The following is a 26,001-nucleotide window of genomic DNA, read 5'->3' as shown; positions in this document are numbered from 1 at the left end:
ATACACTTTCCATTTATTTTTCTGCCCCTCTCATGGGAATTCCCTGTCCCTGTAAATAGGTCTTCAAATCGGGGATGTCGATCTGGCCGAAGTGGAAGACCGAAGCGGCCAGGGCGGCATCGACGCCGACGTCGAAGACATCCTTGAAATCCTGCATCGTGCCGGCACCGCCGGAAGCGATGATGGGCACAGGCAGTTCCGTCGCCAGGCGGCGGTTCAGTTCCAGGTCGAAGCCGGCCTTTTCGCCGTCCGCGTCCATGGAATTCATGCAGATTTCGCCGGCACCGAGGGCGACGCCCTGTTTGGCCCAGGCGATGGCGTCGATGCCCGTATTCTTGCGGCCCCCTTCGACGTAGACCTGCCAGCTGCCGTGGTTATCGCGCTTGGCATCGATGGACAGGACGACGCACTGGCTGCCGAAGCGCTGGGCCGCTTCGCGTATCAGTTCGGGACGGCGGACGGCAGCCGAATTGACCGATACCTTATCGGCACCGGCCCGCAGGACCTGGTGGAAGTCGTCGATGCTGCTGATGCCGCCGCCGATGGTAAAGGGAATGGTAATGGCTTCGGCTACGGCGCGGACGACGTCGATGAAGATATGGCGCTTTTCATGGGTCGCCGTGATGTCGTAGAAGACGAGTTCATCGGCGAGCTGGTCGGAATAGAATTTCCCCAATTTGACGGGATCGTCGACGTCCTGGATATGTTTAAACTGCTTGCCTTTGACGACGCGGCCATCGCGGACGTCCAGGCACGGTACAATACGTTTTGCCAACATCTTACATTCCCCCTAATGCGCGGATTTCGGCCATCGTGATTTTCCCCTCGTAGAGCGCCTTGCCGGTGATGGCACCGTAGACGCCCATGGCCTGTAATTTCTTCAGATCAGCGATGCTGCTCATGCCACCGGACGCGATGAGGCGGATGAAGGGCAGCTGCTGGAGCTGGCTGAGCATTTCAAAGTTCGGCCCTGTCAGCATGCCGTCGCGGCTGATGTCCGTATAGACCAGGGTATTGATGCCGATGTCGAGCATGGACTGGGCAAAGGGCAGGACCTTCTTGTCACTGCCGTCGACCCAGCCGCGGGTAGCGACGACATCGCCCTTGGCGTCGATGGATACGGCCAGGGACGAGCCGTATTTCTTGGCCATAGCCGTAATGAATTCCGGGTCTTCGACGGCTTTGGACCCGATGATGACGCGGTTAACACCGGCTTCCAGATACGTTTCGATAGCTTCTTCGCTGCGGATGCCGCCGCCGACTTCGACGGGGATATCGACGGCTTCACAGATGTCGCCGATGATCGAGGCATTGGTCAGTTTGCCCGAAAAGGCGCCGTCCAGGTCGACGACGTGGAGAAACATGGCCCCTTCGTCGCACCATTTGACGGCAGCGTCGACGGGGTTCTCAAAATAGGTCGTACTGTCGTCCTTGACGCCCTGGCGCAGGCGGACAGCATGGCCGTTCTGGATATCGATAGCGGGAAATACGATCATAGTCTCACCCTTTCTTCATGACGTAATCGACGACGTTCCGGAGGAGCTGTTCGCCGACGCGGCCGCTCTTTTCCGGATGGAACTGGAAGCCCAGGACATTGTCTTTGCCGCAGATAGCCGGGACGGGCTGGCCGTAATCGGCCGTAGCGATGACGTCGGGCGTATCCACTGGCGATTTATGGTAGGAATGGACGAAATAGACGTAAGGATGAGCCGGCAGTCCTTTCTGGAGCCAGTGTTCCTGGCGGAATTCCAACTCATTCCAGCCCATGTGGGGCACTTTCAGTTTCGTGTGGAAGGGCACGATGTCGCCGGGCAGGAAACCCAGGCAGTCGTAGGTGCCGCCTTCGTAGCTCTTTTCAAAGAGGGCCTGCATGCCCAGGCAGACGCCCATGAAGAACTTGCCGCTCTGGACCTGTTCCTGCAGGAGCGGGATGAGGTCGAATTTCTGTAAGTTCCCCATGGCATCGCGGATGGCACCGACGCCGGGCAGTTCGACCAAATCAGCGTCGCGGATGACAGCCGGGTCGCGGGTAATGGCCGCTTCGATGCCCAGGCGTTTCCAGGCATTGTATACGTTGGCCAGGTTGCCAACTTCATAATCGATAATCGCAATCTTCATCATAACACCCCTTTTGTCGACAAGACACTCGTTTCGTCGCCTTCGATGCGGACGGCTTCCTTCAAGGCATGGCCCAGCCCTTTGAACACCGATTCGACGATGTGGTGGGCATTTTCGCCATAGAGATTGGTGACGTGCAGGTTCATGCGGCCGTGGACGGCCAGGGCATAGAGGAATTCTTTGAGCATTTCCGTTTCAAAGGTCCCGATGCGTTCGACGGCGAGTTTCACGTCGTAGACCAGGTAGGGCCGGCCGCTGAGGTCGATGACGACCCGCGTCAGGGCTTCGTCCATGGGGCAGTAGAACATGCCGTAGCGGTTGATGCCCTTCTTGTCGCCCAGGGCCCGGGTCAGGGCGTCGCCAAAGACGATGGCCAGGTCTTCGATGGTGTGATGCGTGTCGACGTCGAGATCACCGTGGACGTGGAGAGTAATGTCCATGCCGCTGTGGCAGGCCAGGAGGTTCATCATGTGGTCGAAGAAACCGATGCCCGTCGTGCCACCGAAGGTACCGGAGCCGTCGATGTTGAGGGAGACGGCGATCTGCGTCTCTGCCGTTTCCCGTTCGACCTGGGCACTACGCATATTTCTTCGCCTCCTCGGTCATGACGGCGACGCCGCGGCGGACGACGTCGTCCGTGGTGATGGTGATGCGCAGGCAGTTCTTGAGGTCTGCCGCCTTATAGGAGCGGACGCAGATGTCGGCGTCGTGCAGGGCCTTGACCATGGCCGGGCCGTCGGGGACGCGGACCAGGACGAAGTTGGTCGCACTGGGATAGACCGTAAGATTCGGCACGTCCTTTAAGGCGTCCATGAAATGCTGGCGCGCTGCCAGGGTCGGCGGGATGTTGTGGGCCAGGATGTCATCGGCATAGTCCATGGCGGCCAGGGCAGCGTTCTGCGAGAGGATGTTCATGTTATAGACGAGCTTGGTCAATCCCAGGGCGTCGATGACTTCCTTCTGAGCCACACCATAGCCGACGCGGCAGCCGGCCAGGCCGAAGGCCTTGGACAAGGTGCGGATGACGATGAGGTTGTCGTACTGGGCAAGTTTGGTAATGATGCTCGGCGCGCCGGCAAATTCCAAGTACGCTTCATCGACGACGACGATATTGTCGGCAGCCTGGACCAGGCTTTCGACGTAATCCAGGGGCAGCAGTTCCCCTGTCGGGTTGTTCGGGTTGCAGAGGACCGTCACTTTCGGCTGGAGTTCCTTCACTTTGGCCAGGAGGCCGTCGCGATTGCGGCGGTAGCCGTCGAGGTCGGACACGGTGACGACCTTGGCACCGAGGACTTCGGCGTCGATGCCGTAGATGTCGAAGGTCGGCGTATGGGTCAGGAGCGTATCGCCGGGATTGAGGAAGGTATTCATGATGAGGCTGATGATTTCATCGCCGCCATTGCCGACGAGGACTTCCTGAGGCTGGCAGCCGACGTATTTCGCCAGGGCTGCCCGCAGTTCTTCGGCAAAGGGGTCCGGATAGTGGTACGACGGCGTCTTGGCCAGGCGTTCCAGGAAATCGGCTTTGACCTTGGGGAAATCAAAGAGGTTGTACGGACTTTCATTGGCATTGATGACCGTATGCTCCCGGATTTCCGGGACGACATAGGGTTCAAAAGAGCGGATGGTATTGCGAAGCCAGTTATTATTCATCGATTCTCCTCCTTACAGCCAGGCCGTGAGCCTGCAATCCTTCTACATTGGCGAAGCGCATGACCTTGTCGGCGACAGCTGTGAAAGCGTCCTTATCGTATTCCAGGAGGCTGCTGCGCTTGACGAAATCATAGACGCCGAGGGGCGACGAGAAAGCCGCCGTCCCCATAGTCGGCAGGGTATGGTTGGGGCCGGCGAAGTAGTCGCCCAGGGGTTCCGTCGTATAGGGCCCCATGAAGATAGCACCGGCATTGACGATTTTCTTGGCCCACGTTTCGGCGTCGCTGAAGGCGATTTCCAGGTGTTCCGGCGCGATGAGGTTCATAATATCTACGGCCTGGTCCTTATCCTTGACGATGAAGAACTTGGCGTGTTTTTCAATGGATTCGGCAGCGATGTCCTTGCGCGGCAGTTCTTCCAGCTGACGCCGGACTTCAGCTTCGACTTCGCGGGCAAAGGCGGCGCTGGGCGTGACCAGGAAGACGGCGGCCCGGCGGTCGTGTTCGGCCTGGGCCAGGAGGTCAGCAGCGACCCAGACCGGATTGGCGTCGTGGTCGGCCAGGACGCCGACTTCACTGGGGCCGGCGATCATGTCGATGCCGACAGTGCCGAAGACCAGGCGCTTGGCCATGGCGACGTAAGCGTTGCCCGGGCCGACGATCTTGAAGACCGGCGGGATGCTTTCCGTACCGTAAGCGGCAGCGGCAATGCCCTGGGCACCGCCGACTTTATAGATTTCCGTAGCGCCGGCGACATGGGCCGCAGCCAGGATGTAGGGATTGACCGACCCGTCTTTGGCAGGCGGCGTAAAGACGGCGATGGACGGGACGCCGGCGACGTGGGCCGGGATGGTGTCCATAAGGACCGTCGACGGATAGGCCGCCGTGCCGCCGGGGACGTAGACACCGACGCGCTGGATAGGCGTGAACTTGGCCCCCAGGCGGACGCCGGGACGGAAGGTGTCGATCCAGGTCTGTTCGACCTGGCGTTCATGATAGGCCCGGATGTTGGCGGCCGCTTCTTCCAGAATGGCCATGAAATCGGGACCGACGATGTCGACGGCATCGTCGATTTCTTCCGGCGAAACGAGGAAACTGTCGAGGTCGACGCCATCGAAGCGTTTCGTATATTCCCGGACAGCGGCGTCACCGCGCTGTTCGATGTCGGCCAGGATAGCTTCGACAGCCTTGCGGATGTCTTCACTTTCTGCCTGGTCCCGTTTAGTAATGCGGCGAATGTCGCGTAAGGTCAACCCTTCACTGGGTGCATCTATCCATTCCACTCTAACTCCCCCTTAGTTATGCCTTCATGCTGTGTTCACGGATGACATCCATGAGCTGCTGGATTTCGTTATATTTCATCTTAAAGGAAACGGGATTGCAAATCATGCGGGCACTGAAATCCATGAAGTATTTCAGGACTTCCAGGCCGTTGGCCTTCAAAGTATTGCCCGTTTCGACAATATCGACGATGACATCGGACAAGCCGACGATCGGTGCCAGTTCAACGGACCCGTTGAGCTTGATGATGTCGACGCTGTGATGATTGGCCTCGAAATAGCTGCGGGCAATGCGCGGATATTTCGTGCCGATAGTGATGCGCTTGGTCATGTCGACCTTCTTGCCGGCGATACCGGCGACGGCCATGCGGCAGCGGCCGATGCCCAGGTCCATGACTTCGTAGACGTCGGCGCCCGGCGCTTCTTCGATGAGGACGTCCTTGCCGACGATACCGACGTCAGCGGCGCCGCGTTCGACGTAGACAGCGACGTCAGGCGACTTGACCAGGGTCACTTTGAGCTGGCCCTTGGCGTCTTCAAAGATGAGCTTGCGGCTCTCTTCGGAATACGTCGGGAAATCATAGCCGCTTTCGGCTAAATACTTCATGACCACTTTATGAATACGGCCCTTGGCCAGTGCAATATGAATCGCCATGTTACAACCTCCCCATGAGTGCTTCCAATTCTTCGGCCGTCATGGCCTTGCCGTCCTTATAGTACGAGCCGTTGCGGTAAATAGCGTGGATACTGTAATCGCCGCTGTCGATGAAGGACGAATCGGGATAGGCGGCGACGCGGAAGCCGCGGCTGCGCCAGTTCATGAGGTCCCGGACCAGGGTCTGGTCGCCGGCTGTATAGGATACGGCCATCTGGAACGACGGTTCCGTATCTTCCAACAGGCCGGCATCGTTCATGTATTCATACAATAAATTGATGTTCATGCCGAAGCCGCAGGCCGGGCGGTCGACGCCGAACCGCGACGACAGCTGGTCATAGCGGCCGCCGTCGATGATGTCGTACAGAGCGCCGTCGACGTAGACCTTGAAGACCGTATCCGTATAGTAGCCCAGGCGGCTGGCAAAGCCGAAGTCGAGCTGGACCTTATCGGCATAGCCGGCATAAAGGATGTAGTCATAGACCCGTTCCAGCCGCGACAGGGCGTTGAGCATGCCGCTGTTGATAGAGTAATCTCGGGCCTTGCTCAGGGTCTGGGCATAGGGCCCGAAGAGGACCGGCAGGGCTTCCAGGGCCTTGCGGGCATCGGCCGATACCGGCAGGGCGGCGATATAGGACTTGCAGGCCACGAGGTTGCGGTCGGCCATATAGCCTTTGAGCGTTTCTTTCTCTTCTTCCGAAATGGGAAGGCCATCGAACAATGCCTGCGTATAGGCTGCCGTACCGATGTCGATGCGGATGTTTTCGACGCCGACGGCCTTGAGGATCTCAGCCGCCGTGACGATGACTTCGCCGTCACATTCGGGGCTGGAGTCGCCCAGGATTTCAATGCCCCCCTGCAGGAAATCCTTGCCATACGTCGACCGGCCGTAGTATTCGCGGAAGACTGTACTGACATAACCGAACTTGAGCAGCTGGTTCGAGCGCGGGAATTCGCGGGCTGCCGTTTCGACGAGAGGCAGCGTCACATCCGGCCGCAGGACCAGGACACGGCCATCGGTATCGATGGTCTTGACCATCTGCTGGCGGAGCTGTGGAAAGAAGTGCTGGTATACATCGTAATCTTCAAAACTCGGCGTTTCAATAATCTTACAGCCGTGGTTCATAATGACAGAAATGATTTTCCCCTGGATCCGGTCATAATTGCGCATTTCATCATGGTGGAGCATCTTCACTCCATCCAAGGTATTGTTGTTCATCCTATGACCTCCCTTTCTTTAATTCTTTATTCTAGTAAAGCATTAAAATATTGGCTGTTGAATATTGTACCACAAAGTCCTAAAAATAAAAATACCTTTTTCTAACTTTTTACGCTTTTTCACTTTCATCACCAGCGCATTTTAATCGTTCCTTTACAGACTTTTCAAATTTTGGCCTGGGAATCATGACCCGGTGGCCGCACCCGGTGCAGCGGATGACGAAATCGACGCCGATGCGCAGCACTTCCCATTCATTGCAGCCGCAGGGATGGGCCTTCTTCATCTGAACGACATCACCTACATAATAACGGACAAAATCAGCCATCAAAATTCCTCCTTCAAAAGACAAATAGAATTATATATCATTATATAGCCCCAGGCCCCCCTTCGCAAGGGAATGGGCCGCCGTGATTGACCTGCTATAGTGCCTGTGTTAAGATAACAGGTAATGAATTGAAGAGGAGGAATTGCTTTGAAATCATCGATGAGCCGGCAGAGCCTGCGCCGGTCCTATCTCAGCTGTTACATCATCGGCACGATCTGCACGGTCTGCGCCATCGCGCTCCTGGCCTGGGTGGCCATCTGCATCGCCCTGGAAAAAGAGCCCCTGGCATCGGTCGCCTTTTTGCCGGACATGCCGGTATTTGCCATCTTCATCGTCATCATCGCCATCGCCGCCATCAGCGTCGCTGCCTGGCAGTACGGGGCGACGTTTCACCAGCGCTATGAAGCACTCACGGGAAAGGAAGGGCCTGACAGAGTAAAGCATGAGAAAGAATGAATTTATGGACCTCTTGCGCTACTATTTTCGCAAGAGCGACAAAAATGATTTAAAAGGCATCATCGAAGACTGCGAAGAACAGTTCCGCCTCGGTGCCAAAGAAGGCAGGTCGGAAGAAGAAATCTGCTGTAAACTGGGACATCCCAAGAACATTTACCGCTATTATATCGGCGAACCCATCGTCCCCGAAGACAACCCGCGTATGCCCGGCAACGAATACGGCGCCTACGGCGATTTCGGGCCGGGCGTGGAAGACCGCGTCTTCTATGACCAAGACCGGGACGACGAATACTACTGTCAGCAGCAGCTGGCCCAGCAGCAGCGCCGTTACGACCGGGAACAGGTCATGCGCCAGCGCTACGCCGCCGAAGCCGCCAAGACGGGCAAGGACTTCAACTGGAACGACGGCGACAGCCAGATGGGCAAAGCGGCCAAAGCCGTCGCCAGCCCCTTCATGGACGTCCTGGGGACCCTCTTCGGTATCCTCAGCGGTTTCCTTTACCTGGCCCTGGCCATCGTCATCCTGGCAGCCATCGGCATTTCCTTCATCCCGGCCTATGCCTATACGGACCTCCTGCCCTTGCCGACGCTCTCCCTGGTGACGCGGGTCCTCGTCGTCCTGACGGTCCTCTTCGCCGCCATGACGGCCAGCTCGGCCAGCCAGGCCTGCCACGCCGCAGCCCGCGGGAAGGGGGCGCAGTAAATGAAGCGCGTCCTCATCTTCCTCATCCTGACACTGGCCTGCGCCTTCGGCAGCTACACATCCTTCATGAGCAACGATTACGGCCCGTTGAAGCATTGGATGGCCTATTATAAAGAGTATAAAGAAATCCAGGGTGCCTTGGATAAGGGAAATGCCAGCAAGGCCGAACTCCTGGCTAAACTGAAGGCCATGTACCCGGAAAAAGCGGACCAGATTGAAGCCCAGTTCAAGGCGAAATACGGCAGCCTCAAGGACTCGGCCGAAGATGCCGGCGACACGGTCAAATCGAAGTGGGATTCCTATACCCGCGACGACAGCACCAGCCACAGCCGCTCCCAATCCCAGAGCCGCAGCAGCCAGTCGTCGTCTTCCCGGAGCAGCCAGAGCCAGAACAGCCGCAGCAGCAGTCAGAACAGCAGCCATGCTGGCGACCGGGACCATACGGCAGACGGCCACGACAACAACCGGGCCCGTTAAAAGTTTTCTACTAACGAATAATAATTATCCGTTGACATCAGAGTTAAAAAGTGCTACAATGAAATCAACCCAAAGAGGTGCTAAAAAATAATTTCAAATATGACTTTTTTATCAAGGAGGAAATGAATTATGGAATTAAAAGGTTCGAAAACAGAAAAAAACTTACAGGCTGCCTTTGCAGGTGAATCCCAGGCCCGCAACAAGTACACCTATTATGCCAGCGTAGCTAAAAAAGCAGGCTACGAACAGATCAAAGCTTTCTTTGAAGAAACGGCTAACAACGAAAAAGAACACGCTAAAATCTGGTTCAAACTCCTCAACGGCGGCGAACTGCCCAACGACATCAACGCATTGAAAGACGCTGCTGCCGGCGAACATTACGAATGGACGGAAATGTACCCGACCTTCGCTAAAGAAGCCCGTGAAGAAGGCTTCGACAAAATCGCCTTCTTATTTGAAAAAGTCGCTGAAATCGAAAAACACCACGAAGAACGCTACCTCGCTCTCCTGGCTAACGTCGAAAAACAGGAAGTCTTCAAGAAATCCGACAAGAAGACCTGGATCTGCCGCAACTGTGGCTTCATCGTAGAAGCTGTCGAAGCTCCGAAAGTCTGCCCGGTCTGTGCACATCCCCAGTCCTTCTTCGAACTCCGCAACGTTAATTACTAATAGTGAAAAAAGGAGCTGTCGCATTGCGACAGCTCCTTTTTTAGTGGTTCGTGGTTCGTGGCTCGTGGTTAGTAGCTCTGGCTGGCAGCTCTGGCTGGTGACTAGCTTCGTAGGGGCTTGCACGTGGCAAGCCCGCCCCAGAACATGAGCGATTTTCCGGCCAGAGAGGTTGTCACCAAATATCCAGCGGGTCGCCCACGCGGCGACCCCTACAGTAAAAAATAGGCTGTCGCATTTGCGACAGCCTATTTTTTTTTATTCTTCTACGCGGAAGCGATAACCGTTTCCCCAAACGGTTTCGATTGCCGTGAATTCCGGTTCGACTTCGTTGAGCTTGTCCCGCAGGCGGTTGACGTGGACCGTCACCGTCGCCAGTTCGCCCAGGGCATCGAGATGCCATATCATCTCGAAGAGGTACTTCTTGGAGAAGACCTGGTTGGGATGACGGGCCAGGAACAAGAGCAGATTGAATTCTTTCCCAGTCAGATTGATTTCTGTTTTTCCCCGGAAAACCTGGTGGCGCTTGATGAAAATGCGCAAGTCGCCGACTTGGATATCCGGTTTGTTGTCATCGGCATCCTGGAAACGTACCCCTAACAGTCTCTGATGGATTTCCAGATGGGCCTTCAGGCGGGCCATCATTTCCGATGGATTGAAAGGCTTGACGATATAATCGTCAGCACCGAGTCCCAATCCCTTGATCTTATCGTCGTCGCTCCCCCGAGCGGTGATGAAAAGGATGGGGACGTTGCTGATGTCCCGCAGTTTGCGGCACAACAGGAAGCCATCCGTGTCAGGCAGGCCGATGTCCAACAGGACTGCTTCGATGGCTCCGCCATCAAAGATCTTCAGGCCTTCCTTTCCCGTCATGGCTACGGATACTTCAAAGCCGTTGGCCTCAAGAAAGTCCCGTTCGATGGCAGCGATCATACTGTCATCTTCAATAATCAAAACGTGCGCCATAACTATACCCCCTCGTTGCGCTCCCGGTCAGGCTATTTCCCCGTCTGCAATCTCCGGAAGCCGTAATCTAAAATGGTCGGTGCATCGGTCCAGCGGTTGTCGTCGTTGTACAGGACCAAGACCAGCGTATGGCCGTCGCGCGTTGCCGAAGCAACGAGACATTCGCCAGCAGCATTGGTAAAGCCTGTCTTGACGCCGTTCGCGCCGGGATAGCCGCTGGTCAGGAAATGGTTCGTCGTCGTGACGTGCTTCGGTTCCCGACCATCCATGTATTTTACATCATAGGATTTGAGTCCTACAATATAACGAAATTCAGGGAAGTTCTTCATCCCGTACGCAGCCATCTTGGCCATGTCGATGGCCGTCGTGTGGTGATGGGCTGCCGTCAAGCCGTTGGGATTGACGAAATTCGTATGGGTAGCTCCCATTTTGACCGCTTCCTGGTTCATCTTTTCCGCATAGCCGGCGACAGAACCCCCTAAAGTCTGGGCGACGGCGACAGCGGCATCGTTCCCGGAAACGACCATCATGCCCCGCAGGGCTTCACGGATAGAAATGGGATCGCCCGGTGCAATCCCCAGGCAGGAAGGTTCCGTATTGGCAGCTTCCCAGGAAATTTGCAAGGGCTGGTCCAGCTTATCCTTATATTGGTCCAGGGCCGTAATGAGGGTGACGATTTTCGTCGTGCTCGCCGGGTGGACCCACTTGGTCGGATAGACCTGATATAATACCTTACCTGTATCGACGTCGATCATGCAGGCCGATTCAGCAATCGTCGGCGGCATATCGGCCTGAGCCGTCACCGTCATGGAGCCAATCATAAAACCGACAGCAATGACCGTCGTCAGCATAATACGCTTTAAAATAGAAAACATCCAATGTCTCCTTCCTATCTAACAAAATTATGAATTGCCAGGGAATACAAATCCTACAATAACCCATTATTTTTATTATATTTTTAATTAAAACATCTGTCAATAAAAAGAGGCCGTCGTCATGCGACAGCCTCTTTAGTGGCTAGTGGCTTGTAGGGGCCGTCCTGTCAAGGCGGCCCGCCGCAAACCATTATTTTTCCGGCTTCACTTCGGCCCGGAAGATTTCGTCGCCAATGGTCTTGACCCAGAAACCGATGAGGTTGCCATAGGTTTCGCGGTTCTTGTCTTCTTCGGCGGCCTTGATGATGTACGTCGTGAACTGGCGGGCCCAGGAATAGCCGAAACGGTCGAACTGGGCCTTGCGGTTGGCATCGGCGATCTGTTCGATGATGGGCAGGAAGATATCCTTGGTCACTTCTTTCAAATGTTCTGTAATGGGATAGACATAGGCCATACCCTTGGCATCTTCCTGCATGAAGACCAGGGCCAGCTTGTCCGGATCGTGGCTATCGTCGGCATAGTCGATGTGATAGGCTTCCAGGGGCAGGCGTTCCTTGTCTTCCTGGCTCAGGAGCTGATAAGCGCCGTATTTGATAATTTCATAGAGGCGGTCATCATAAGAGCCTTCCAGTTCGATGATCTTTTCCCGCCATTCGCCCCAGGTCAGGGCAGCCCGGCAGGTATAGGTCGTGAAGGACGGCGAACCCAGGGCATCCTGGACTTCCTTCGACGTGACCCGTTCTTTCGGATCCGGGATGTGCCAGACCAGGAGCTTCTTGTCCCGGTCGATGTAGAGGCACTTGCTTTCCATGTGGATCTTGGCGTGGCAATGAGGGCACGTGTAGAAAAATAGATTTTCGTCGAAATGAACGCGTTCGCTCAATTTCGCATCAGCCGTGTCGATGACATCCCACGTATGGAAGACGCCGTATTCATGACAGGCCGGGCACTGGACGGTGACGTCCAGATCATGGGTTCCGTTTCTTTTTGCCATGGGTTACACTCCTTCCGCACTGCTGGCCGGATACAAGGCCATGATCTGCGATGCAGCCTGTTCGATGTCTACGAGGCTGCGTTTCCTCAACTTCAAGAAAGGATGGACGATGGCTTCGATTTTCTTGACCTCTTCCGACAAGGCAATCGGGTCCGGTGCATCATCGCGGCTCTGCAGCAGGGCCAGGGCAGCGCCGGCTTCTTCCATCATGGCCGCCTGTTCATTGCCGGCAGCGTCTCCGAGATGGCGGAGCCAGAAGAAGACAGCCGCTTTCGTATAGGCTTCCTGTTCTTCCGGGCTCGTGCAGACCATGTCGATGCGGTCGAAGCCGGTTCCGTCGGTCAGGAGCAAGGGGACGACGGCAGCGGCAGCGCGCTGCAGGGGGTAGCGTTTTTCTTCCGTACTCAGCGAAGCAAAAGCGACGTGCTTCAAATGCTTTTCATCGGCCAGATGGATGGCCTTCTTATAGGCCGACAACAATTCCCCTTCTTCACCGCGCTTGCCGCCTACCCAGTACGGCCCGACAGCGTGGATGATGAAAGGCGCCTTCAATTTATAACCCTTGGTCATGACAGCACTGCCGACGTGGCACATGCCGATCGTACGGCACGAGGCGGAAAAAGACAAGCCGCCTTTCTGATGAATCTTACTGCTGACGCTATTCGTTGGCAAGAGGGTCGAGCTGGCAGAATATACGATCCCGTCGGCCTTCCACTCCGATAAATCACCTAATACTACACGAAACTGCATCGTGGTCACACCCTTTCCAAATGGATACTCTGGTCTTATTATACCATTACTTGACAAAGGTATTAATAGCTTTCTTGAGATTTTCTACGGCATCTGCGTCGTGTTCACGGATGGCATCGATGATGCAGTGGTCGATATGGTCCTTGAGGATGACCCGGCTCACACCGGCGACGGCCGAATGGACGGCGGCCAGCTGGACCAGGACGTCGCTGCAGTCGCGGCCGTCTTCGATCATGCGCTTGATGGCTTCGACGTGGCCCGTAATGCGCGACAGGCGGTTGAGGACACGCTTCGTTTCCGTATGGTGATGGCCGTGATGGAGGGGATGGGACGCCACGCCGGCCGGCTGTTCCTCGTCGTCGTAGACGAAATCGGCTTCGTCAGCCTCCTTGACGACTTTGATGAGATAGAACCGGTCCGTATCCATGGCGATGACGACGGAAAACCCGGCGCTGATCAATTTCTCTTCCAGGACATCGACCGGCGGCAGCACAGGCTGGCCGCCGTGGATGGCGTTGACGGCCTTGCGGGGCATATCGTGCATGATGAGCAGCGTCCCATCCGGCACCATGGCCTTATAGAGGCGACGGATGACGTCGCGGCTGTGACTGGCGATATGGGGATAAAAATTAAGGCAGCAGACGACATCATAATGTTTTTCCGGGAAATGGTATTTCAGGACATCGCCTGTCGTAAAAGTGACATTGGCCAGGTAAGAAAATTTCTCTTTGGCCACATCAATCATCTGCTGGGAATAATCGAAGCCCTCGACGGTCCCATCATCACCGGCAGCCGCCGACAAATACGGCAGGAGCACGCCTGTCCCGCAGCCGGCATCGAGTATGACCGAACCGGGCCGTATCCCTGCCAGCTCCATGAAAGACGACAAGATTTTGGCGTCGGCCTTGCGGTCGCGGTCCCAGTTCCTGGCATAATTTTCAAAAAATATATGTTCCTTATCCATAGGGATTCCCCTTTTTGATTTTATAGTAAGCAGTAGCTCGTGGTTCGTGGCTCGTGGCTCGTGGTTCGTGGCTCGTGGCCCCTACGAAACACGAACTGCTAAAAAAGGGACTGTCGCACAAAAGCTGTTGCTATCATGCGTGGTCCCTATCTCTTTATAGTTCGGAGTTTGTAGTTTGCAGAGAAAAGCTTTAAATTTAAAGCCATCCGCTAACCACTAACAACTAGCCACTAATCACTTAAAAGGGCTTGTCGTCATACGACAAGCCCTTTTTACATGGTGCGGTTGGGGGGACTTGAACCCCCATGAACTTTCGTTCACTACCCCCTCAAAGTAGCGCGTCTGCCATTCCGCCACAACCGCATATAAAATTGTTAAAAAAAGAATATGGCGACCCCGATCAGATTTGAACTGACGATCTTCGCCGTGACAGGGCGACATGTTAAACCGCTACACCACGGGGCCGTTTCTATTCAGCGCTCCTCTTGTGAGAAGCTATGGTGCGGTTGGGGGGACTTGAACCCCCATGAGCTTTCGCTCACTACCCCCTCAAAGTAGCGCGTCTGCCATTCCGCCACAACCGCATGATAGGTAATTGATGTTGGTGCTCAGGGACGGAATTGAACCGCCGACACGGGGATTTTCAGTCCCCTGCTCTACCGACTGAGCTACCTGAGCAAAAAAAGTGGCGACCCCGATCAGATTTGAACTGACGATCTTCGCCGTGACAGGGCGACATGTTAAACCGCTACACCACGGGGCCGTTTCACCATTGTATCAGCACGGAGTGCCTCAACGAAAACTATTCTACCATGACACGGCATTTTTGGCAAGTCTTTTTTTATCTTTTTTTCCAATAATTCCGAAAATCCCTCTATGTTATCGGCTACATTTGATGTATAATATAGCCGGTATGCTTTGTTTACACCGTTTTTACAAAGAGATTAAGAGAGGATAGAACAAACAACATGGTTCATGCAACGAAGGCAATCAGCAAATGTCGTCATCGGCTCCTGCCGCTGCTTATCATCTTCGCCGTAGTCTACGGCTTCTGCTTTGAATGGCAGTTTCTCGTCTCCCTGGGCATGGGTCCCGACAATATCGAAGACATGACGTTCGGCCTGCTGCCCGGCGTCGGTGCTGTCGTCCTGTCCCTGGCCCTGTACTGGAAGCACTTGTCACCAGGCGCCATCATCCCGCCGGCCCTCATCGGCCTGGGCTGGATCATTACGGGCCCTTACTTGAGTTACATTTCCCTGATCAATACGAATACGATTTACTTGAACAATATATATGATATATATGTAGGACTATACTTTTTTGCTATCTTTTTCTGCCTGAACATGATTGTCCGGCAGTATCTCCCCCACAAAATCGGGGCCGTCTTCATGACCCTCGTCCAGTTCGCAGCGTTCTTCATCATTTTGCTGCAGTGGGTCTACTATTTCCTCTACAATTCGTCGATCACCACGTCCGGCGCCCTGCTCATCTTCCAGACGGGACCGGCAGAAACGCTGGAATACTTCCACTCCCTGGGTCTGTTCAAGGTAGCCGCCATCGCCGTCGCCCTGGCCCTGATCCTGGGAGCCCTGTTCCTCTTGAACTATCGCCAGAACATCCTGCCCCGGACACACGTCTACCGCAAGATCATCCCCCTGGCTTCGCTGCTGCTCATCATCGCCCCGTCTGTCGGCGCCTTGAGCGAAGAAATCTTCCCGGAAGCCTTCCCGATCCGGACCTTCATCGACACGCACGACTACATGCAGCGCTCGGCTTTATATGCCGAAAACCACGACGAAAAATACAATGCCCTCCAGGCCGTCCAGCTCCATCCGGCCGACTATCCCAACACGGTCATCGTCGTCATCGGCGAATCGGAAACGCGGACGCTGATGAATGCCTACAATCCGGACCACGTGCCCAATACACCGTGGCTGACGGCGATGAAATCGAATCCGGACTTCACGCTGTTCACCAACGCCTACAGCTGCGTCTGGTACACGGTCCCCGTCCTGGAACACGCCCTGACGGAATCGAATTTCTACAACGATAAGCCTTTCAACGAATCCATTTCCATCATCGACATGGCCAAGAAGGCCGGCTATAAGACCTACTGGTTCAGCAACCAGGGCTCCGTCGGCGTCGCCGATACACCGATTACGCTGGTTGCCAACACGGCCGACGTCTCCGAATGGGTCGACCGGGACCTGAAAGAATCGACCCTGGACGGCGCGCTCCTGCAGTTCCTCAAACGCGTCGATCCGAAGGAAAAGAACTTCGTCGTCCTCCACGTCATGGGCAGCCACATCGAATACCGCAACCGCTACCCGAAAGAGTTCCAGAAATTCAACGACGGCAAGATTAACCAGGAAGCCGACTTCGACAACACCGTCCTCTATACGGACTGGGTCCTGTCGCAGATTTACGACTACGCCCGGGATAACCTCAACCTCGACGCCATGATCTACTTCTCCGATCACGGCAGCGATCCCGACGTCGCCCGCCAGCCAGACAGTGCCAGCTTCAAAGTCCTGCGCATCCCCATGTTCTGCTACTTGTCTGAAGGCTACCAGCAGCGCAATCCCGACGTCGTCAAAGCCATCAAGGCCAATAAGGACAAGTATTTCACCAACGACCTGGAATACGAATTCATCTGCGGCGTCCTCAACATGGAATCGCCGAACTACGACCCGACCATGTCCATCGCCTCGTCCAAATGGAGCATGGAACGGAAAGACCTGAAGACCCGCTTCGGCAAGACCAGCCTCATGGAAGACACGGAATACTAGTAGGGGCCGGCCTGTTAAGGCGGCCCGCAGTTCGCAGGCCGCAAAGGGCGTCCCGCTTGCGGGAATCCCCTGAACCGCTTTCACAGGCCGCTGTCGTACGAAGGTTTCTGCCATCATGCATGATTCCTTTCTCTTTAATGTTTGATGTATGATGTTTGAAGCGATAGCTTTAAATTTAAAGCCATCTGCTAACAACTAACTGCTAGCCGCTAACCACTTTAAAGGGCTTGTCGTCGTGCGACAAGCCCTTTAGTCAAACCTCCCTCATAATGGTATAATAGACATATACCATTATGAGGGAGGTTTTTTTATGGAACATGCTTGTGTCGCAGCGGGGTTATTTCCCCATCCGCCGATTATGCTGCCGGAAATCGGCGGCGATGAACTGCGAAAGATAGACGCCACGGTCCGGGCCGTACAGGCGGCTGCCCGCTTGATCATCAGCCAGAAACCGGAAACATTGGTCATCATGTCGCCTCATAACTACGTCTTCCCCGACGGGGCAACGCTCGTGGAAACGCCCCGCCTCTACGGCAACCTCGACGCTTTCGGCTATCCGGAGCTGGCCATGGATGTCCGCACCGATATGGACCTGGCCGAAGAAATCTTTGAAACAGCCACGCCCAAGACCGACGTATACCGACTCGATGCCGCCTGGAGCGACCGCTTCGGCCATCCCCTCTACGTCGACCAGGGCACTTTCGTCCCCTTATATTACCTTCGCCAGGCCGGCTTCACGGGCCAGGTCGTCCTCATGGCGCCGCGCTTCGACGACTATGACAGCATGAGCCTCTTAGGCGATCTCGTCGTCCAGGCCGCTGCCCGACTGGGCCGGCGCATCGCCATCATCGCATCGGGCGACTTGTCGCACCGTCTCCTGCCCGGTTCGCCGAACGGCTACACGCCGAAAGGGGCCATCTTCGACAAGACCGTCATGGAGGCCCTGCAAAAACAGGACCCGGCCATCTTAAAGACTATGAGCCGCAGCCTCATCGACGAAGCCGGCATGTGCGGCCTGCCGTCGGTGTATTTCCTCTTCGGCGCCCTGCGCCATTTCCGCCCGGTCATGCCGATTTATTCCTATGAAGGGCCCTTCGGCGTCGGCTATGGCGTCGCCCTGTACCTGCCGGAAGGCCAGGAAAAACGGGCTGAAAAACCGGCTGTCGCCGACATCCGCGTCCGCCTGGCCCGGGAAAGCATCTCGTACTACCTGACGCACCATGCCTTCATGAACGTACCCAAATACCTGCCTGAAGACCTGCAGGACAAGGCCGGCGCCTTCGTGTCCCTCCACAAGGGAAGCCGCCTGCGCGGCTGCATCGGCACCTTCCTGCCCATGCAGATGAATATTGCCAGTGAAATCATCCACAACGCCGTATCGGCTGCGACGCGGGACCCGCGCTTCTACCCGGTCAGCCTGGACGAACTGAAAGACATCGATATTTCCGTCGACGTCCTGGGCCAGCCCGAAGCCGTAGCTTCACCAGCCGACCTGGATTCCAAGAAGTACGGCGTCATCGTCATGAGCCATGCCCAGACGGGCCTCTTACTGCCCGACCTGGAAGGCGTCGACACGGTCCAGCAGCAAATCGCCATTGCCAAGGAAAAAGCCGGCATCCCGCCTCAGGTCCAGCCTGACCTCTACCGCTTCACAGTCACGCGCTATAAGTAGGTGAGACCATGGAAGCCGCTTATTATGAAATCGACCCGTCCGGCCAGGCGCGCTGCCGTCTCTGTCCCCATCACTGCCACATCGCCCAGGGCCATCGCGGCCGCTGCCAGACCCGCTATTACGATGGCAGGAACCTCCAGGCCCTGAACTACGGCCAATGCACGGCCATCGCCCTGGACCCTATCGAAAAGAAGCCCCTCTATCGCTTCCATCCCGGTTCTGCCATCTTGTCCCTGGGTTCGTGGGGCTGCAATTTCACCTGCCCCTTCTGTCAGAACTGGCAGATTTCCCAGCAGGAAGCGCCTTTCGGGAACTGACACCGGAGCAGGCCCTGGCCCTGGCCCGGCATTATAGGGCCGACGGCAGCATCGGTCTGGCCTACACCTACAACGAACCGACCTTGAGCTATGAATTCATCATCCAGACGGCCCGCCTCGTCCACAAAGCCGGCCTGGTAAACGTCATGGTCAGCAATGGCTATATCGAAAAAGAACCACTCCAGGCCCTGCTTCCCTATATCGACGCCTGGAACATCGACCTCAAGGGATTTTCCCAGGACTTCTACCAGTCCCTCTGCGGAGCATCTCTCCAGCCTGTGCTGGACACGATCGAAGCGGCCGCTGCCGTAAGCCATGTCGAAGTGACGACGCTGGTCATTCCCGGCGAAAACGATGACCCGGCCCAGATGGACGCCGAAGCCCGCTGGCTGGCATCCATTTTACCGGACATCCCCCTGCATCTGACCCGCTATTTCCCGCAGTACCACTGGTCTGCCCCGGTGACACCTGTAGAAACGCTGAAGAAGCTGCAGGCCGCGGCCATTCCTTATCTTCACTACGTCTATCTAGGCAATGTCTAGCTGATGCTATCCCTTGTACGTTAAACGATTATCGTAAAGTTTAAACTTGCGCACTGTTTTGAACATGATATAATAAGTTACAGTTTATTTTTAATTTTTAAAAAGAAGTGGTGGTAAAGAATGGCATTAAAGGAATTTACTTTTAATATTGGTGAAACTACGCAGACTGTCAAGCTCCCGGAAGAACACATTGTCGGGGTCATGGAAGGGAAACACGTCCCTGCCGTCGACGTCAAACAGGCGACGATCGACTGCATGCGTCATCCTATCGGCAGCGCCCCGTTGCAGGAAAAAGTCCAGAAAGGCGATAAGGTCTGCCTCGTCGTCGCCGACGTCACCCGCACGTGGAACCATTCCAATCAATTCCTTATCTATATCATCGACGAACTGAACCTGGCCGGCATCCCCGATGACGACATCTACATCGTCTTTGCCCAGGGCTCGCACCGCGCCCAGACGCCGGAAGAAGACGTCCTCGTCTGCGGCGAAGAAGTCGTCCGCCGCATCAAGACCTATCAGCACGACTGCATGGATCCGACTCTCGTCGACTTCGGTACGACCAAGCTCGGCACACCATTGAAACTCAATAAACACGTCGTCGACGCCGACAAAGTTATCATCGTCGACGGCATTACGACCCATCTCTTTGCCGGTTACGGCGGCGGCCGCAAGCTCATCCTGCCGGGCGTCTCCGGTTTTGAAACGATCCAGCGCAACCATTGCCACGCTTTAGCTGACGAATTCGGCCACGGCATCAATCCCAAGACGCGGGCCCTCAAGATCGACGGCAACCCGCTCAACGATGACATGGTCGAAGCCTGCAGCAAGATCAATCCGTGCTTCCTCGTCCATTCCGTCATCAACGGCGACGGTGAAATTTGCCGCATGGTCGGCGGCGACTGGTACGAAGCATGGCGGGCCGGCACGGAAGCCGTCCTCGACATCCAGCGCGTCCCGATGAAAGAAAAATCGGACGTCGTCATCGCCTGCGCCGGCGGTTATCCCAGCGACGTCAGCCTCTACCAGGGCTGCAAATGCTACGATCCGGCTGAAATGGCTGTCAAAGACGGCGGCATCATCATCGCCATCATGGAAGCCCGGGACATCAAAGAACCGGCCATCTACATGGACAGCTTCAAATACGACACGATGGAAGACATGGAAAAAGCCCTGCGGGCACACTTCACTATCCCCTTCTTCGTCGCCTTCAACCTCTTCTGCCTGACTCATAAGGACACGGTCATCCTGGTCACACTGCCGCGTAACTTCAACGACATCCGCCGCACTGGCCAGATTCCGGTCGAAACCGTCCAGGAAGCATGGGACCTGGCACAGCAGAAACTGAAAGAACAGGGCAAAGACAAGGACTACGCCATCAACATCATGCCCCATGCCACCAAAATCATGCCGATTTTACAGGACAAATAACCTCATTATTGGTCCCGTAGGGGACGTCCTTTGGGCGTCCCGCCTAATTCCATAACCCGTAGGGGGCGCACGAAGGCTTTTACCATCATGAAAGGCCCCTTTCTCCTGAAAGTTTGTAGTACAGAGTTTGTAGAAGAGGGCTTTAAATTTAAAAGCCTTCACTAAAAACTACAAACTTAATACTCAAAAAGGCGCTGTCTTTATGCGACAGCGCCTTTTGATGTCCTATCCCAAGTCTCTCCTCATAGGAGAGCTGTCAGCGCAGCTGACTGCGAGATTGCTTTTTGAATCACCGTGCAGGTTACGGGATTTTCACAAGCGGGTTCGAAAATGCAACCTCTCCGGCCTTTCAGGCCACCTCCCCTATCAGGGGAGGCCTGCGGACTGCGACCTGCGACCTGCGGACCGCGCCCCCCCCCATTATTCCCAAAGGCTATACGCATCTATTATTTAATGCGCAAATAACATAATATATTTTCGTATACCTCATGACAAGCGTAAAATCCTATGCTATAATATAGCCAAGAGATGCGAAAGGAATCGCAAGTAAGTTGCTTCCTTTGTAAGCGCATTAGAAAGGGGGGAGTCCAGTGGAAATAGAGAAAGTAGAACATGCCGCCGGCGGTAAGGGGTACATCTTGAAGAGAAAACTTCTGAGCGCCACCGAGCTGAAAGACAAGGTAGGTATGTTCGCCGAAATCACATTGAAACCTGGATGTTCCTTAGGCTATCACGTTCACAGTGACAACGCAGAAGCATATTACATCCTTTCCGGAGAGGGAGAATATGACGACAACGGAGAAATCCGGACCGTTAAACCAGGAGACGTTACTTACACATCAGATGGTAAGGGTCACAGCTTGGAAAACAAAAGTCAGAACGATTTAGTTTTCATTGCGTTGATCATTAACAACTAAATAATGTCCATAGGATCAGCAAGCGTTCGTCGATGAACATTACGAATTAACTTATCTTGATTGAAGTGCTTCGAACTTTTCGAATGGGTGTGATGTTTTTCAAATAGGTTAGTCTAGTAAATCCAAGCGCAACGAACGATTATTGTTTCAACATTTTTGTACGAGGTTAAAGTAACCAGAACCAAAAACGAGATGAATATGAATCCTATAACGTAGAGGACCGGTAGACATATGTCGCGTGTGTATCGGTCCTTTTACGTGTTTTTTTTACCTGACTTGTCCCTTCTCCATTGACAGAAACCGTCCCCTCTTCTATAATATACTAAAACGGTATTCTATAGAATTCGTTTAGATTTATCAAAGGGGGAGACAATTATGTCCAACGAATCTCAAGACCGGGTCCAAGAACAAGCCCGGGAAGCCATCCGCGGCAGCCAGGGCCAGCATCGCGGCCGTCAATTCGCCTTGTGGATGGGCGCCTTGATCATCGGCGCCATCTTAGGCTGGCTCGGCATTCCGGCACTGAACCAATTATTTGATTTCATTGCAACAGTTTTCACGCGCTTATTCCAGTTCATTGCCGTACCGACTATCGCCTTAGCCGTCATTACTACTTTATCGGCGCTGGGAGCCAAAAAAGAAACGGGCCGCATCTTCGCCCATGCCGTCACGTACACGCTCTTGACGACCATCTGTGCCGCCGCCATCGGCCTGGCACTCTACCTCTGGATTGCCCCGGGCAACCTGCCGGTAGACCTCATCAATTCCGGCGTTTCCAATGTCCCGCAGAAATTGGAAAAAGTCACCTATTACGACCACTTCCTGTCGGTCATCCCGAATAACATGCTCCAGCCGTTCTTGTCGGGCAACGTCCTCTCGGTCATGCTCATCGCTGCTGCTGTCGGCCTGGCCCTGGCCTTCATGCCTAAGACAGAAAACCGCGCCGTCCTCCTGAAAGGCCTCCTGGGCTTACAGGAAGTCCTGTTCACCCTCATCCGTGCCCTGCTCTGGATTTTGCCTGTCGGCATCCTGGCTTTCTCGGCACAGCTGTCGGCTCAGATTGAAGCCGGGGTCATCGTCGGTGCCCTGGGTAAATATACTCTGGTCATCCTCGGCGGCAACCTCATCCAGTTCTTCATCGTCCTGCCGATTTTCCTGGTCCTCCGCGGCCTCAATCCGATTTACGTCTTCCGCAAGATGGCTCCGGCCATTGCCGTCGCCCTGTTCACCAAGAGCTCGGCCGGTACCCTGCCGGTCACCCTGGCTTCGGCTGAACAGCGCCTCAACGTCCATCCCCAGGTATCGCGCTTCGTCCTGCCGATCTGCACGACCATCAACATGAACGGCTGTGCCGCCTTCATCCTGGTCACATCCCTGTTCCTCATGCAGAACGGCGGCTTCGACCTCTCCATGGGCACCATGATTGCCTGGCTCTTCGTCGCCGTCCTGGCTGCCATCGGCAACGCCGGCGTCCCCATGGGCTGCTACTTCCTGACTTTGTCGCTCATGTCCGGCATCGGTGCGCCTATCGGCATCATGGGTATCATCCTGCCGATCTACACCATCATCGACATGATCGAAACAGCCGAAAACGTCTGGTCCGACTCGGCCGTCTGTGCCATGACCGACCACGACTTAGCTTCTGAACTCGATGCCCAGCCGGCACCGGCTCAGCATTAAGAGCGTAAAAAAACCGCTGTCTTAAAGACGGCGGTTTTTTTTAGTTGTTAGGGGCTAGCATAACTGTTAGCCGCGAATGGTAGCTTCTTTCATGGCTTTGACGTAGTCATAGATGTGCGGAGCCGCATCGTCGCCGTATTTAGCGATGATTTTGACAATGGCACTGCCGACGATGACGCCGTCAGCGACGCGGCCGATTTTTTCGGCCTGTTCCGTCGTGTTGATGCCGAAACCGACGGCACACGGTACGTCTGTGACTTCTTTAGCCGTATCGATGATTTCCTTGAGGTCCGTCTTGATTTCCGTCCGCGTCCCCGTGACGCCCAGGGAGGAAACGATGTACAGGAAGCCTTCGCCGACTTTAGCGATTTTCTGGATACGGTCTTTCGACGTCGGCGCGATCATGGAGATGATGTCGATGCCATGGGCCTTAGCGGCAGCGGCACATTCATCGCGTTCTTCAAAGGGCATATCGGGGATGATGATGCCGTCCATGCCGGTTTCCTGGCAGCGGGCAAAGAATTTTTCAGCGCCGTAATGGAAGACGGGATTGAGATAGGTCAAAAAGACCAGGGGAATCTGCGTTTCCTTGCGGACCCGTTCGACCAGGGCAAAGACGTCGTCAATGCGCGTCCCTGCTTTCAAAGCCCGCAGGTCCGCTTCCTGGATGACGATGCCTTCGGCGATGGGATCGGAAAAAGGGATGCCGATTTCGATGAGGTCCGCTCCGGCCTTTTCCATGGTCATGATATATTCATACGTCTTGTCCAGCGACGGGTCGCCGGCTGTCAAGAATCCGATAAAAGCTTTGCCGTTCTTAAAGGCGTTGCCAATCTTACTCATGTAAGTCCCTCCCTTTATATCTTGCAATGGCGGCGACGTCTTTATCACCGCGGCCGGACAAGCAGACGATGATGATGTCGTCCTTGCTCATCTTCGGTGCTATCTGCATGGCTTCGTAGACGGCGTGGGCGCTTTCGATAGCGCAGATGATGCCTTCCGTCCGGGCCAGGTATTCAAAGGCTTCGACGGCTTCGTCGTCCTTGACCGGGATGTACTGAGCACGGCCGGTCTGATGGAGATAAGCGTGTTCCGGCCCGATGCCCGGATAGTCGAGGCCAGCCGAAATGGAATAGACTTCGTCAATCTGACCGTCTTCATTCTGGCAGAAAATGGACTTCATGCCGTGGAAAATGCCGACTTCCCCTTTGGCCATAGTAGCGGCATGCATCTTGGTGTCGATGCCCTTGCCAGCAGCTTCGCAGCCGATGAGCTTGACGTCTTTATCGCCGATGAAGTGGTAGAACATCCCCATGGCATTGCTGCCGCCGCCGACACAGGCCAGGACAGCCGAGGGCAGTTTCCCTTCCCGTTCGAGGATCTGCTGACGCGCTTCCTTGCTGATGACGGACTGGAAGTCGCGGACCATCATCGGGAAGGGATGAGGACCCATGGTCGAGCCGATGACGTAGTGCGTATCGTCGACGCGGCTGACCCATTCGCGCATGGCTTCGTTGACGGCGTCCTTGAGGACCCGCGAGCCCGACGTGACGGCGTGGACCTTGGCGCCCAGGAGTTCCATACGGTAGACGTTCAGGGCCTGGCGGATCGTATCTTCTTCGCCCATGAATACTTCACATTCCAGGCCTAAGAAAGCCGCTGCCGTCGCCGTAGCGACGCCGTGCTGGCCGGCGCCGGTTTCGGCGATGACCCGCGTCTTGCCCATCTTCTTGGCCAGCAGGCACTGGCCCAGGGCGTTGTTGATCTTATGGGCGCCTGTATGGTTCAGGTCTTCGCGCTTCAAGTAAACCTTGGCGCCGCCCAAATCTTTGGTCATCCGTTCGGCATAGTAGAGCAGGGACGGACGGTTGGCATAATTGTCAAGCAAGTCTTTCAATTCAGCCTGGAAATCGGGATCACTCTTATAATGGCTGTACGCTTTTTCCAAGCGCTGGATTTCATTCATCAATGTTTCCGGTATGTATTGACCGCCGAAGGGGCCAAATCTTCCTGTACTCATGTAGTTACCTCCTGTAAGCACGTACTTGTGCCATGAATCGTTTCATTTTTTCTTTGTCTTTCACGCCGTCTGTCTCAATGCCGCTGCTCACATCCAGGGCAAAGGGTTGGAGCGCTGCCGCCTGGGCGGCATTGTCGGGATTGAGGCCGCCGGCCAGAAAGTACGGTCTGTCTATATGGGCCAGCAGGGCCCAGTCGAAACAGTCCCCGGTCCCGCCGGCGCCGTGGTCGAGCAGGATGTAGTCGGCCCGGCTGCACCGGGCCTGCCGGACATCGGCTTCGCTGGCGATGGAAAAGGCTTTGATGACCCGTACCTTCAAGGTCTGCTGGACAGCTTCGATCATCGCGTCGTCTTCGCATCCGTGGAGCTGGACGATCTGGATGGTCCCGGCCGTCACCAGCTGCCCTATGTGTTTCAGACTGTCATCGACGAAGACGCCGACGGCCGGGATAGACGGGTCCAGGGCCTTGCGCGAGGCTGCGGCCTGGTCGTCGCTGACGCGGCGCTTCTTGCCGGCAAAGACGAAACCGGCATAA

The 26,001-nt window shown here is 55.3% G+C and carries 28 protein-coding genes and 5 tRNA genes; 11 read left to right on the top strand and 22 right to left on the bottom strand.

Going from position 1 to position 26,001, the window contains the following annotated elements; all coding sequences use genetic code 11:
* Nucleotides 1–13 precede the first annotated feature (13 nt).
* The 9 genes from hisF to NM10_RS01975 all read right to left on the bottom strand — a co-directional run bounded on the left by hisF (nt 14) and on the right by NM10_RS01975 (nt 7,249).
* On the bottom strand, nt 14–778 hold the full coding sequence (gene hisF, locus NM10_RS02015) for an imidazole glycerol phosphate synthase subunit HisF (RefSeq protein ID WP_020309953.1): 765 nt from the start codon (nt 776–778) through the stop codon (nt 14–16).
* Nucleotide 779: 1 nt separating this feature from the next.
* The gene (hisA, locus tag NM10_RS02010; RefSeq protein ID WP_020309952.1) at nt 780–1,496 is read right to left on the bottom strand and encodes a 1-(5-phosphoribosyl)-5-[(5-phosphoribosylamino)methylideneamino]imidazole-4-carboxamide isomerase; all 717 of its coding nucleotides are present in this window, start codon (nt 1,494–1,496) and stop codon (nt 780–782) included.
* 4 nt (nt 1,497–1,500) lie between these two features.
* Complete coding sequence (hisH, locus tag NM10_RS02005; RefSeq protein ID WP_239639561.1) at nt 1,501–2,121, bottom strand: imidazole glycerol phosphate synthase subunit HisH; 621 nt, start codon at nt 2,119–2,121, stop codon at nt 1,501–1,503.
* The gene (gene hisB / locus NM10_RS02000) at nt 2,118–2,702 is read right to left on the bottom strand and encodes an imidazoleglycerol-phosphate dehydratase HisB (protein WP_020309950.1); all 585 of its coding nucleotides are present in this window, start codon (nt 2,700–2,702) and stop codon (nt 2,118–2,120) included. Before hisB ends, hisH begins: the two co-directional genes overlap by 4 nt.
* A complete protein-coding gene (hisC, locus tag NM10_RS01995; protein WP_020309949.1) occupies nt 2,695–3,771 on the bottom strand; it encodes a histidinol-phosphate transaminase in 1,077 nt (358 codons plus the stop codon). The genes hisB and hisC overlap by 8 nt, the downstream gene beginning before the upstream one ends.
* Nucleotides 3,764–5,053 carry a histidinol dehydrogenase gene (gene hisD / locus NM10_RS01990; protein ID WP_020309948.1) on the bottom strand — a complete coding sequence of 430 codons (1,290 nt, stop codon included), beginning with the start codon at nt 5,051–5,053 and terminating at the stop codon, nt 3,764–3,766. The genes hisC and hisD overlap by 8 nt, the downstream gene beginning before the upstream one ends.
* A gap of 16 nt (nt 5,054–5,069) precedes the next feature.
* Nucleotides 5,070–5,705, bottom strand: coding sequence for an ATP phosphoribosyltransferase (gene hisG, locus NM10_RS01985; protein WP_020309947.1), 636 nt, complete (start codon nt 5,703–5,705; stop codon nt 5,070–5,072).
* Nucleotide 5,706: 1 nt separating this feature from the next.
* Nucleotides 5,707–6,924: an ATP phosphoribosyltransferase regulatory subunit gene (locus NM10_RS01980; protein WP_020309946.1), complete on the bottom strand. Its 1,218-nt coding sequence runs from the start codon at nt 6,922–6,924 to the stop codon at nt 5,707–5,709.
* A gap of 109 nt (nt 6,925–7,033) precedes the next feature.
* On the bottom strand, nt 7,034–7,249 hold the full coding sequence (locus tag NM10_RS01975) for a DUF951 domain-containing protein (RefSeq protein WP_020309945.1): 216 nt from the start codon (nt 7,247–7,249) through the stop codon (nt 7,034–7,036).
* 147 nt (nt 7,250–7,396) lie between these two features.
* On the opposite strand from NM10_RS01975, the gene NM10_RS01970 reads away from it, so the two are divergent.
* The 4 genes from NM10_RS01970 (at nt 7,397) to rbr (ending at nt 9,554) form a co-directional block, all read left to right on the top strand.
* Nucleotides 7,397–7,705 (top strand): hypothetical protein, encoded by a 309-nt coding sequence (locus NM10_RS01970; RefSeq protein ID WP_239639560.1) that lies wholly within the window; start codon nt 7,397–7,399, stop codon nt 7,703–7,705.
* Nucleotides 7,692–8,408, top strand: coding sequence for a DUF1700 domain-containing protein (locus tag NM10_RS01965; protein WP_020309943.1), 717 nt, complete (start codon nt 7,692–7,694; stop codon nt 8,406–8,408). Before NM10_RS01970 ends, NM10_RS01965 begins: the two co-directional genes overlap by 14 nt.
* Nucleotides 8,409–8,885, top strand: coding sequence for a hypothetical protein (locus tag NM10_RS01960; RefSeq protein ID WP_020309942.1), 477 nt, complete (start codon nt 8,409–8,411; stop codon nt 8,883–8,885). It abuts the gene before it with no gap.
* Nucleotides 8,886–9,014: 129 nt separating this feature from the next.
* Entirely contained in the window at nt 9,015–9,554 is a 540-nt protein-coding gene (gene rbr, locus NM10_RS01955; protein ID WP_020309941.1) for a rubrerythrin, read from the top strand.
* A gap of 255 nt (nt 9,555–9,809) precedes the next feature.
* Here rbr and NM10_RS01950 read toward each other — a convergent pair whose 3' ends face one another.
* From NM10_RS01950 to NM10_RS01905, 10 genes are all read right to left on the bottom strand, one after another.
* Nucleotides 9,810–10,517 (bottom strand): response regulator transcription factor, encoded by a 708-nt coding sequence (locus NM10_RS01950; protein WP_020309940.1) that lies wholly within the window; start codon nt 10,515–10,517, stop codon nt 9,810–9,812.
* Between the two features lie 32 nt (nt 10,518–10,549).
* Nucleotides 10,550–11,392: a D-alanyl-D-alanine carboxypeptidase family protein gene (locus tag NM10_RS01945; protein WP_020309939.1), complete on the bottom strand. Its 843-nt coding sequence runs from the start codon at nt 11,390–11,392 to the stop codon at nt 10,550–10,552.
* Between the two features lie 190 nt (nt 11,393–11,582).
* The gene (locus NM10_RS01940; protein WP_020309938.1) at nt 11,583–12,386 is read right to left on the bottom strand and encodes a CpXC domain-containing protein; all 804 of its coding nucleotides are present in this window, start codon (nt 12,384–12,386) and stop codon (nt 11,583–11,585) included.
* 3 nt (nt 12,387–12,389) lie between these two features.
* Nucleotides 12,390–13,136, bottom strand: coding sequence for a macro domain-containing protein (locus tag NM10_RS01935; protein WP_020309937.1), 747 nt, complete (start codon nt 13,134–13,136; stop codon nt 12,390–12,392).
* 46 nt (nt 13,137–13,182) lie between these two features.
* On the bottom strand, nt 13,183–14,100 hold the full coding sequence (locus NM10_RS01930; protein ID WP_020309936.1) for a metal-sensing transcriptional repressor: 918 nt from the start codon (nt 14,098–14,100) through the stop codon (nt 13,183–13,185).
* A gap of 277 nt (nt 14,101–14,377) precedes the next feature.
* Nucleotides 14,378–14,463: transfer RNA gene (locus NM10_RS01925), tRNA-Leu, on the bottom strand.
* 25 nt (nt 14,464–14,488) lie between these two features.
* Nucleotides 14,489–14,565, bottom strand: a tRNA-Asp gene (locus tag NM10_RS01920).
* Nucleotides 14,566–14,598: 33 nt separating this feature from the next.
* A tRNA-Leu gene (locus NM10_RS01915) sits at nt 14,599–14,684 on the bottom strand.
* Between the two features lie 18 nt (nt 14,685–14,702).
* Nucleotides 14,703–14,778, bottom strand: a tRNA-Phe gene (locus NM10_RS01910).
* A gap of 8 nt (nt 14,779–14,786) precedes the next feature.
* Nucleotides 14,787–14,863 (bottom strand) — tRNA-Asp (locus NM10_RS01905).
* Nucleotides 14,864–15,068: 205 nt separating this feature from the next.
* On the opposite strand from NM10_RS01905, the gene NM10_RS01900 reads away from it, so the two are divergent.
* From NM10_RS01900 to NM10_RS01870, 7 genes are all read left to right on the top strand, one after another.
* Nucleotides 15,069–16,889, top strand: a complete 1,821-nt coding sequence (locus tag NM10_RS01900) for a phosphoethanolamine transferase (protein ID WP_020309935.1) — start codon at nt 15,069–15,071, stop codon at nt 16,887–16,889.
* Nucleotides 16,890–17,199: 310 nt separating this feature from the next.
* Nucleotides 17,200–18,561 carry an AmmeMemoRadiSam system protein A gene (amrA, locus tag NM10_RS01895; protein WP_020309934.1) on the top strand — a complete coding sequence of 454 codons (1,362 nt, stop codon included), beginning with the start codon at nt 17,200–17,202 and terminating at the stop codon, nt 18,559–18,561.
* 8 nt (nt 18,562–18,569) lie between these two features.
* Nucleotides 18,570–18,878, top strand: a complete 309-nt coding sequence (locus tag NM10_RS13955; protein ID WP_020309933.1) for a radical SAM domain protein — start codon at nt 18,570–18,572, stop codon at nt 18,876–18,878.
* The gene (locus tag NM10_RS01885; protein ID WP_239639559.1) at nt 18,803–19,420 is read left to right on the top strand and encodes a radical SAM protein; all 618 of its coding nucleotides are present in this window, start codon (nt 18,803–18,805) and stop codon (nt 19,418–19,420) included. The genes NM10_RS13955 and NM10_RS01885 overlap by 76 nt, the downstream gene beginning before the upstream one ends.
* A gap of 120 nt (nt 19,421–19,540) precedes the next feature.
* Nucleotides 19,541–20,848, top strand: coding sequence for a nickel-dependent lactate racemase (gene larA, locus NM10_RS01880; RefSeq protein WP_020309931.1), 1,308 nt, complete (start codon nt 19,541–19,543; stop codon nt 20,846–20,848).
* A 590-nt stretch (nt 20,849–21,438) separates the two neighbouring features.
* Nucleotides 21,439–21,765: a cupin domain-containing protein gene (locus NM10_RS01875; protein ID WP_020309930.1), complete on the top strand. Its 327-nt coding sequence runs from the start codon at nt 21,439–21,441 to the stop codon at nt 21,763–21,765.
* A 375-nt stretch (nt 21,766–22,140) separates the two neighbouring features.
* Nucleotides 22,141–23,445, top strand: a complete 1,305-nt coding sequence (locus NM10_RS01870) for a dicarboxylate/amino acid:cation symporter (protein WP_020309929.1) — start codon at nt 22,141–22,143, stop codon at nt 23,443–23,445.
* A gap of 66 nt (nt 23,446–23,511) precedes the next feature.
* On the opposite strand, the gene trpA is transcribed toward NM10_RS01870, so the two are convergent.
* From trpA to NM10_RS01855, 3 genes are all read right to left on the bottom strand, one after another.
* Nucleotides 23,512–24,288, bottom strand: coding sequence for a tryptophan synthase subunit alpha (gene trpA / locus NM10_RS01865; protein WP_020309928.1), 777 nt, complete (start codon nt 24,286–24,288; stop codon nt 23,512–23,514).
* A complete protein-coding gene (gene trpB, locus NM10_RS01860) occupies nt 24,281–25,465 on the bottom strand; it encodes a tryptophan synthase subunit beta (RefSeq protein ID WP_020309927.1) in 1,185 nt (394 codons plus the stop codon). The genes trpA and trpB overlap by 8 nt, the downstream gene beginning before the upstream one ends.
* A gap of 4 nt (nt 25,466–25,469) precedes the next feature.
* Nucleotides 25,470–26,001, bottom strand: a 532-nt coding sequence (locus tag NM10_RS01855; protein ID WP_020309926.1) for a phosphoribosylanthranilate isomerase, incomplete at its 5' end; no start/stop codon positions are given.

Origin of the sequence: Megasphaera sp. NM10, from assembly GCF_000417505.1 — a bacterium.
GTDB lineage: Bacteria > Bacillota > Negativicutes > Veillonellales > Megasphaeraceae > Megasphaera > Megasphaera intestinihominis.
The sequence above is the reverse complement of the archived record's forward strand: the minus strand, read 5'-3'. Positions and strand labels throughout refer to the sequence as shown.

Bases quoted from the DNA above. Each gene is read 5' to 3' on its own strand.
- hisF (WP_020309953.1), bottom strand. From the start codon at position 778: ATGTTGGCAAAACGTATTGTACCGTGCCTGGACGTCCGCGATGGCCGC.
- hisA (WP_020309952.1), bottom strand. From the start codon at position 1,496: ATGATCGTATTTCCCGCTATCGATATCCAGAACGGCCATGCTGTCCGC.
- hisH (WP_239639561.1), bottom strand. From the start codon at position 2,121: ATGATGAAGATTGCGATTATCGATTATGAAGTTGGCAACCTGGCCAAC.
- hisB (WP_020309950.1), bottom strand. From the start codon at position 2,702: ATGCGTAGTGCCCAGGTCGAACGGGAAACGGCAGAGACGCAGATCGCC.
- hisC (WP_020309949.1), bottom strand. From the start codon at position 3,771: ATGAATAATAACTGGCTTCGCAATACCATCCGCTCTTTTGAACCCTAT.
- hisG (WP_020309947.1), bottom strand. From the start codon at position 5,705: ATGGCGATTCATATTGCACTGGCCAAGGGCCGTATTCATAAAGTGGTC.
- NM10_RS01980 (WP_020309946.1), bottom strand. From the start codon at position 6,924: ATGAACAACAATACCTTGGATGGAGTGAAGATGCTCCACCATGATGAA.
- NM10_RS01975 (WP_020309945.1), bottom strand. From the start codon at position 7,249: ATGGCTGATTTTGTCCGTTATTATGTAGGTGATGTCGTTCAGATGAAG.
- NM10_RS01965 (WP_020309943.1), top strand. From the start codon at position 7,692: ATGAGAAAGAATGAATTTATGGACCTCTTGCGCTACTATTTTCGCAAG.
- NM10_RS01960 (WP_020309942.1), top strand. From the start codon at position 8,409: ATGAAGCGCGTCCTCATCTTCCTCATCCTGACACTGGCCTGCGCCTTC.
- rbr (WP_020309941.1), top strand. From the start codon at position 9,015: ATGGAATTAAAAGGTTCGAAAACAGAAAAAAACTTACAGGCTGCCTTT.
- NM10_RS01950 (WP_020309940.1), bottom strand. From the start codon at position 10,517: ATGGCGCACGTTTTGATTATTGAAGATGACAGTATGATCGCTGCCATC.
- NM10_RS01945 (WP_020309939.1), bottom strand. From the start codon at position 11,392: ATGTTTTCTATTTTAAAGCGTATTATGCTGACGACGGTCATTGCTGTC.
- NM10_RS01940 (WP_020309938.1), bottom strand. From the start codon at position 12,386: ATGGCAAAAAGAAACGGAACCCATGATCTGGACGTCACCGTCCAGTGC.
- NM10_RS01935 (WP_020309937.1), bottom strand. From the start codon at position 13,136: ATGCAGTTTCGTGTAGTATTAGGTGATTTATCGGAGTGGAAGGCCGAC.
- NM10_RS01930 (WP_020309936.1), bottom strand. From the start codon at position 14,100: ATGGATAAGGAACATATATTTTTTGAAAATTATGCCAGGAACTGGGAC.
- NM10_RS01900 (WP_020309935.1), top strand. From the start codon at position 15,069: ATGGTTCATGCAACGAAGGCAATCAGCAAATGTCGTCATCGGCTCCTG.
- amrA (WP_020309934.1), top strand. From the start codon at position 17,200: ATGGAACATGCTTGTGTCGCAGCGGGGTTATTTCCCCATCCGCCGATT.
- NM10_RS13955 (WP_020309933.1), top strand. From the start codon at position 18,570: ATGGAAGCCGCTTATTATGAAATCGACCCGTCCGGCCAGGCGCGCTGC.
- larA (WP_020309931.1), top strand. From the start codon at position 19,541: ATGGCATTAAAGGAATTTACTTTTAATATTGGTGAAACTACGCAGACT.
- NM10_RS01870 (WP_020309929.1), top strand. From the start codon at position 22,141: ATGTCCAACGAATCTCAAGACCGGGTCCAAGAACAAGCCCGGGAAGCC.
- trpA (WP_020309928.1), bottom strand. From the start codon at position 24,288: ATGAGTAAGATTGGCAACGCCTTTAAGAACGGCAAAGCTTTTATCGGA.
- trpB (WP_020309927.1), bottom strand. From the start codon at position 25,465: ATGAGTACAGGAAGATTTGGCCCCTTCGGCGGTCAATACATACCGGAA.